Consider the following 6790-nt stretch of genomic DNA (forward strand, 5'->3'; position numbering starts at 1 on the left):
TGCTGCGAGTATCCCATGCCGACGCCGCCGCCGTGGTGCAGCGACACCCAGGTCGCGCCGCCGGACGTGTTGAGCAGCGCATTGAGCAGCGGCCAGTCGGACACGGCGTCGGTGCCGTCCTTCATGCCCTCGGTCTCGCGGTTCGGGCTGGCGACCGAGCCGGTGTCGAGATGGTCGCGGCCGATGACGATCGGGCCCTTCAGCTCGCCGTTCTTCACCATGTCGTTGAATGCGAGGCCGGCGACATGGCGCTCGCCGAGGCCGAGCCAGCAGATGCGCGCCGGCAGTCCCTGGAACGCGATGCGGTCGCGCGCCATGTCCAGCCAGTGGTGCACATGCTTGTTTTCCGGGAACAGCTCCTTGATCTTGGCATCGGTCTTGTAGATGTCTTCCGGATCGCCGGACAGCGCCACCCAGCGGAACGGGCCCTTGCCTTCGCAGAACAGCGGGCGGATGTAGGCCGGCACGAAACCGGGGAAGTCGAACGCATTCTTCACGCCGCTATCGAATGCGACCTGGCGGATGTTGTTGCCGTAGTCGACCGTCGGAATGCCCATCGCGTGGAAATCGAGCATCGCCTGCACATGCTGCGCGCAGGACTGCGCTGCCGCCGCGGTCAGTTGCGCGTGCTGGCTGTGGTCCTGCTGCGCCGCCTTCCATTGCGCGACGCTCCAGCCGACCGGAAGGTAGCCGTTGACCAGGTCGTGCGCCGAGGTCTGGTCGGTCACCAGGTCCGGCTTGATGCCGCCGGCCTTCGCGCGCCTGGCCAGTTCCGGCAGGATTTCGGCCGCATTGCCGAGCAGGCCGATGGATACCGCTTCCTTGCGTTCGCAGTGGTGCTTCACCAGCGCCAGCGCGTCGTCCAGGTCCTTCGCCTGCTTGTCGAGGTAGCGGGTGCGCAGGCGGAAGTCGATGCTGCTCTGCTGGCATTCGATGTTCAGCGACACCGCGCCGGCCAGCGTCGCCGCCAGCGGCTGCGCGCCGCCCATGCCGCCCAGGCCGGCGGTCAGGATCCAGCGGCCGGACCAGTCGCCGTTGTAGTGCTGGCGGCCGGCTTCGCCGAAGGTTTCATAGGTGCCTTGCACGATGCCCTGGCTGCCGATGTAGATCCAGCTGCCGGCGGTCATCTGGCCGTACATGAACAGGCCCTTGCGGTCGAGTTCGTTGAAGTGTTCCCAGTTGCCCCACTTCGGCACCAGGTTGGAATTGGCGATCAATACGCGCGGCGCATCCGGGTGCGTCTTGAACACGCCGACCGGCTTGCCGGACTGCACCAGCAGCGTTTCGTCGTCGTTCAGCGCGCGCAGCGACTCGAGGATGCGGTCGAAGCATTCCCAGTTGCGCGCGGCGCGGCCGATGCCGCCGTACACCACCAGGTGCTTCGGGTTTTCCGCGACTTCCGGGTCGAGGTTGTTCTGGAGCATGCGGTACGCGGCTTCGGTCAGCCAGCTCTTGCAGCTCTTTTCGCTGCCGCGCGGCGCGCGGATCACGCGGGTCTCGTCCCAGCGCGGGTCGTTGCCGAGCCGGCCTGCTTCGGTCATGGTGTTCATCCTGGCTCCTTCCTTCTTTGAATGGCGATGCGCGCTTCCCTGCGGGAGCGCGGATGGAGGCATCTTAAGTTGTATAGACAACTTATGCAAGTGGGTCTTCAATTGACAATACAAATTATTGCCATAAAATCGATTTGGTTTAGCAAGGGGATCGCATGGACGAGGGTCGGGACGACAAGGCGGATATGGAAGAGCCGGCAGGGCGGGTGCCTGCTTTTCAGCACATCAAGAATTACCTGCTGGCAGAGATTCACGCCGGCAACTGGAAGGAAGGCGAAGCGATTCCGTCGGAGCAGGCGCTGGCAAGGCAATTCGGCGTCTCGCGCATGACGGTCAACCGCGCCGTGCGCGAACTGACCGACGAGCAGATCCTCACGCGCATCCAGGGCTCCGGCACCTACGTCGCGCAGCACAAGTACCAGTCGACCCTGGTCGAGATCAGGAGCATCGCGGAAGAAGTCCGCGCGCGCGGCCACGTGCATCGCAGCGAGCTGCATCTGCTGGAACGCGGCAAGGCGGCCGAGCACATGGCGCAGGCGTTCGGCCTGAAGACCGGCCAGCCGCTGTTTCACTCGGTGATGGTGCATTTCGAGAGCGACATTCCGATCCAGGTGGAGGACCGCTGGGTCAATCCCGAAGTTGCGCCGGAATACATGCAACAGGATTTTTCCGCGATCACGCCGAATGAATACCTGATGGCGACGGCGCCGCTGCAGGGCGTGAACTACAGCATCGAGGCATTGAGTCCGCCGAAGGAAATCGCGGAGATGCTGCACATCACCCTGCGCGAGCCCTGCCTCGTGCTCAAGCGCAGGACGCTGTCAAAGGGGCAGGTCGCGTCGGTGGTGACGATGTGGCATCCGGGGAGCCGGTACCAGTTCGCGGGAAGCTTCTGATAGCGGTCCTGATGCGCCTGACGAATTGTAGGGTGGGGAGGCGGCGGGGTGGAGCGAAACGAAACCCGCCGTATGCTCCGGATACGGGGATGGTGGGTTTCGCTCGCTCTACCCACCCTACGAATCTCTATGTGCCAAGAATTATCTGTATGAGCCAAGCAGCGTGTATCCCTGAATAGTAGGGTGGGGCCGCCGAGGTAGAGCGCAAGCGAAACACACCGCGCGCTCAATGGACGGTAGACGCCCGGTTTCACTTGCCCCCTGCTTAGCCGGCCCAAGCTATCACATTGCCGCGCCACTCCGGTGGCGCTACGCTTCAAATGCGACTATCCCTGCCGGAACAGCAGCGGACTGAACGCCTTCGCCGACACCGACACCGGGTCGCCCTCGCGCAATCCGGCGGTTTCATCCCCGGAGGCGATCACTTCCACGATGTCCTGCCCGATCAGCAGCGACACCACCTGCACCACTTCCTCCTGCCGGATCGCCAGCACCTGCGCATGCACGGTCAGCTTGCCGGCGAAGCGGCGCTGCAGGAAGACTTCCGCCGCCGTGCCCGACTGCGCAATGCGGCCGTCCTCCAGCCTCAGCACGCGCTGCGACAGCTTGAACACCTCGCCGAGGTCGTGCGTGACCATCAGCGTGGTCAAGCCGAGCCGCCGGTGCAGGCGCAGCAGGTCGTCCTGCAGTTGCGCGCGCATCGCGGTGTCCAGCGCGGACAGGGGTTCGTCCAGCAGCAGCAGCTTCGGCTTGCGGGCGACCGCGCGGGCCAGCGCGACCCGCTGCTTCTGGCCGCCCGACAAGGTGGCGGGAAGGCGATGCTGCAGTTCGGACAAGCCTGTCATTTCCAGCAATTCATCGACCCAGGCGCGCTCGGATTTCTGCGTCGCGTAGCCGACGTTGTCGCGCACGCTCAGGTTCGGAAACAGCGCGTAATCCTGGAACACGAAACCGGTGGCGCGCTGCTGCGGCGGCAAATCCACGCGCCGCGCCGCGTCGTACCAGGTGTCGCCGCCGGCCACGATGCTGCCTCCATCCGGCGCGGCCAGCCCGGCGAGCATGCGCAGTATCGTGGTCTTGCCGGCGCCGGACGCGCCGAACAGCGTGACGAAACTGCCTTCCTCGATGTCGGCCGCGACCTGCAGGTCGAGTCGCCCGGTGGCGCTCTGCAAGGTTTTGGCAAGGGTGAAGGAAATCATGTCAGCGCGCCTTCAGCCAGTTCTTGTTGAGCACGTAGACCGTCAGCAGGATCGCAAAGCTGACCGCAAACAGCACCAGCGCATAGAAATTCGCCGCCGCATAGTTGAGGCTTTCGACTTCGTCGTAAATGGCGATGGATGCCACCTTGGTCACGCCGGGGATGTTCCCGCCTATCATCAGGATCACGCCGAATTCACCGACCGTGTGCGCGAAGCTGAGCACCGCGCCCGACAGCAGCGCCGGCTTGATGTTGGGCAGCAGCACCCGGAACAGCGTCACGAGGTCGGATTTGCCGAGCGTGCGCGAGGCCTCGACCAGCGACGGCGGCAGCGCCTGGAACCCGGACTGGATCGGATGCACCATGAACGGCAGGCTGAAGATCACCGAGCCGACGACCAGCCCGGCGAAGCTGAACACCAGCCGCACCTGGAACCATTGCTCCAGCCATTGCCCGAAGGCGTTCTGCGGGCTGAACGCAAGCAGCAGGTAAAAGCCGAGCACCGACGGCGGCAGCACCAGCGGCATGCTCACCAGCGTCTCGACCACCGGCTTGAAACGGGTGCGGGTATGCGCGATCCAGTAGGCGAGCGGCACGCCGATCACGAACAGGATCAGCGTGGTGATCGCCGCCAGCCGGAAGGTGAGCAGCAGCGGCTGCCAGTCGTAATTCATGCAAGGCCCTCCGGCGCCAGCGTCATCTCGTTCGCCTTGACCAGGCCTTCGACGGCATCGCCGACTTCCAGCGCGAGCGCATGCGAGGAGCGCGTCGTGATCACCGATTCCAGCGCATGCCCGTCGAAATCCAGCGCCACCCTCGCCAGCAGCGTGCCGCGTTCGATCGCGGTCACCGTGCACGGGATGCGGTTGCGCATGCTGATCAGGCCGGACAGGTTCTTTGCCAGCGACACTTCGGTTTCCTTGAACAGCAGCGTCGCCGCGCGGCCTGGTGTCCAGGACTGTACCTCGTCGCCGGCGCCGAGCAGGGTGGCGGTGAAGCGCTGCGCGCCGACCGCGACTTCCACCAGCGCAATGCTGCCGTGCGCCTGGACCGCGCTGATCGTCCCGGGAAGGCGGTTCATGGCAACAGGTAGCCGTAGCGTTCGAGGATCGCGCGCGCCGTCGGCGACAGCACGAAATCGTGGAACTGCTGCGCCAGCTTCGCGTTGTGTTGCCGGCCGTGCTTCAGCACCACCACGCCCTGCGCGATCGGCTGGTAGGAATCCTTCGGCAGGTCGACCCATTTGCCCTGCCCCTTCATTTCCGGCGATACCACCACGGATTTCGCGGTGAAGCCGGCATCGGCCGAGCGCGAGTGGATGTACTGGTTGGTCTGGGAAATGCTCTCGCCGAACACCAGCTTCGCCTTCAGCGCGTCATCGAGCCGGAGATGCGCGAGCGCCTTCAGCGTCTCGCGGCCGTACGGCGCCGTCTTCGGGTTGGCCGCCGCGATCTTGCCCACGCCCGGCGCCGCCAGGCTCGCCTGCCAGTTCGCCAGGTCGATATCCTTCATCGTCCACAGCACCAGCGTGCCATACGCGTACACCTTCGGTGCCGCCGCGAAGCCTTCCTTGTGCAGCTTTTCCGGGTACTCCATGTCGGCCGACAGGAACAGGTCGAACGGCGCGCCGTTCATGATCTGCGCGGCAAACTTGCCGGAGGAGTTGTACACCGGCTTGATGGCGTGGCCGGTTTCTTTCGTGAATACCGCCTGCAGGTCGTCGAACGCGTACTGCAGGTTGGCGGCGACCGCGACCGTCAGCGTGTCGGCGCGGGCCAGCGCGCACAGCGCGAAAAGCAGGGGGGCAAGCCAGAACCTCATTCCTTATTCTCCGTTAATAGGCAGGCACGCCGAGGATCACGTGCGATGCATTGAAAACCGCGGCCACCTGCTTGCCTTCGGACAGTGCGAGCTCGTCCATGCTGTCGTTGCTGATCACCGCGCACACCGTGGTGCCGCCCTTGAGCTGCACCACGACTTCCGCGTTGACGGCGCCGCGCGCGAGCTTCGCAATGGTGCCGCACAGCCGGTTCTGCGCCGACATCCTGATGCTGCCCGCCGCGTCGTCGACGATGATGACCCAGGGCGCCTTGATCAGCGCCACCACCTCGGCGCCCGGATGCAGGCCGAGATGCCGTGTGCTTTCCTGCGTGATCACGGACACGATGCGGTCGCCGCCCTGCAGCTCGATCACGATTTCATCGTTGACCGCGCCGCTGCGCACTTCGGCGACCTTGCCGTAGAACTGGTTGCGGGCACTGGTTTTCATGTTCAGCCGGCGCATCAATTGGTAGGTATCTGCAAAGTCTTCGATGTTCTCGCCGAGCGACTGCAGGAAGCGCCGGTGCTCCTCTTCGATCAGACGGAACGCCGCCACCAGCCGCTGGCCGCGCGCGGTCAGGCGCGTTCCGCCGCCGCCCTTGCCGCCGGTCGCGCGTTCCACCAGCGCCTCGCCGGCGAGGTTGTTCATCGCATCCACCGCATCCCACGCCGCCTTGTAGCTCATGCCCATGCTTTTCGCCGCCTGGCTGATGGAGCCGGTGTCGGCGATGCGCTGCAACAGGTCGATGCGGCCATGGCCCGCGACATTGCTTGCCTCCCTGGCAATCCAGAGGCGGCCTTCGATGTGCATCTTGTTGTCGGAAGTCACGGAGCTAGTGGGAGCGAGCGTTATATACCGGATGATATAACGCTTCGCGGTTGCCGGCCATAGGTCGAACGGACTACCGCCGGTCGGGCAGGGCTCCGGGCTGTGCCGGTGCCGGATCAGGCTTCGATTTCGTCGCTCGGCAGCGGCAGCGGCGCCGGATGGCGCGGCCGTACCCAGTTCGCATGGACCGGATGCCGCCTGAGCAGGCCGCGCCGATCCAGGTATTCCGCGGAGGTCTTCACCGCGCGCAGGTCGTCCGGATCGCGGGTCCGGTTCAGGTCGAACCAGCAGGTGCGCATGGCCTCCAGGCTCAAGGGCTCGCCGCCGACCGGCGCGCAAAGGATTTCGATATCGCACATCGCCGCACCATCGGCGATTTCAAAGGCAAGTTGCGTGACACGATCAGACATCAACATCTCCTAGTGACCAATTGTTTTCTTGTCTATTAATTGTGATTATTGCAATATGAAGATTCCTAGTCCGCGGGTGGAGCATA

At 64.6% G+C, this 6790-nt stretch carries 8 protein-coding genes; 1 reads left to right on the forward strand and 7 read right to left on the reverse strand.

Going from position 1 to position 6790, the window contains the following annotated elements; all coding sequences use genetic code 11:
• Positions 1-1550 (reverse strand): urocanate hydratase (gene hutU / locus VEC01_RS09130; RefSeq protein WP_324900501.1); only part of this gene is annotated, 1550 nt, incomplete at its 3' end.
• 155 nt (positions 1551-1705) lie between these two features.
• Here hutU and hutC point away from each other — a divergent pair.
• The gene (gene hutC, locus VEC01_RS09135; RefSeq protein WP_324900502.1) at positions 1706-2446 is read left to right on the forward strand and encodes a histidine utilization repressor; all 741 of its coding nucleotides are present in this window, start codon (positions 1706-1708) and stop codon (positions 2444-2446) included.
• Between the two features lie 326 nt (positions 2447-2772).
• Here hutC and VEC01_RS09140 read toward each other — a convergent pair whose 3' ends face one another.
• The 6 genes from VEC01_RS09140 to VEC01_RS09165 form a co-directional block, all read right to left on the reverse strand.
• Positions 2773-3645, reverse strand: a complete 873-nt coding sequence (locus VEC01_RS09140) for an ABC transporter ATP-binding protein (protein ID WP_324900503.1) — start codon at positions 3643-3645, stop codon at positions 2773-2775.
• Between the two features lies 1 nt (position 3646).
• Positions 3647-4318, reverse strand: coding sequence for a molybdate ABC transporter permease subunit (modB, locus tag VEC01_RS09145; RefSeq protein ID WP_324900504.1), 672 nt, complete (start codon positions 4316-4318; stop codon positions 3647-3649).
• A complete protein-coding gene (locus tag VEC01_RS09150; protein WP_324900505.1) occupies positions 4315-4725 on the reverse strand; it encodes a TOBE domain-containing protein in 411 nt (136 codons plus the stop codon). The genes modB and VEC01_RS09150 overlap by 4 nt, the downstream gene beginning before the upstream one ends.
• Complete coding sequence (gene modA, locus VEC01_RS09155; RefSeq protein WP_324900506.1) at positions 4722-5465, reverse strand: molybdate ABC transporter substrate-binding protein; 744 nt, start codon at positions 5463-5465, stop codon at positions 4722-4724. The genes VEC01_RS09150 and modA overlap by 4 nt, the downstream gene beginning before the upstream one ends.
• Positions 5466-5478: 13 nt before the next feature.
• Positions 5479-6294 (reverse strand): TOBE domain-containing protein, encoded by an 816-nt coding sequence (locus tag VEC01_RS09160; protein ID WP_324900507.1) that lies wholly within the window; start codon positions 6292-6294, stop codon positions 5479-5481.
• Between the two features lie 116 nt (positions 6295-6410).
• Positions 6411-6704, reverse strand: coding sequence for a hypothetical protein (locus VEC01_RS09165; RefSeq protein ID WP_324900508.1), 294 nt, complete (start codon positions 6702-6704; stop codon positions 6411-6413).
• Positions 6705-6790 lie beyond the last annotated feature (86 nt).

It is taken from the genome of Noviherbaspirillum sp. (assembly GCF_035627455.1).
Taxonomy (GTDB): domain Bacteria; phylum Pseudomonadota; class Gammaproteobacteria; order Burkholderiales; family Burkholderiaceae_D; genus Noviherbaspirillum.

Coding starts and splice junctions, on each gene's coding strand:
- modB (WP_324900504.1), bottom strand. CDS start 4,318: ATGAATTACGACTGGCAGCCGCTGCTGCTCACCTTCCGGCTGGCGGCG.
- VEC01_RS09140 (WP_324900503.1), bottom strand. CDS start 3,645: ATGATTTCCTTCACCCTTGCCAAAACCTTGCAGAGCGCCACCGGGCGA.
- hutC (WP_324900502.1), top strand. CDS start 1,706: ATGGACGAGGGTCGGGACGACAAGGCGGATATGGAAGAGCCGGCAGGG.
- modA (WP_324900506.1), bottom strand. CDS start 5,465: ATGAGGTTCTGGCTTGCCCCCCTGCTTTTCGCGCTGTGCGCGCTGGCC.
- VEC01_RS09165 (WP_324900508.1), bottom strand. CDS start 6,704: ATGTCTGATCGTGTCACGCAACTTGCCTTTGAAATCGCCGATGGTGCG.
- VEC01_RS09150 (WP_324900505.1), bottom strand. CDS start 4,725: ATGAACCGCCTTCCCGGGACGATCAGCGCGGTCCAGGCGCACGGCAGC.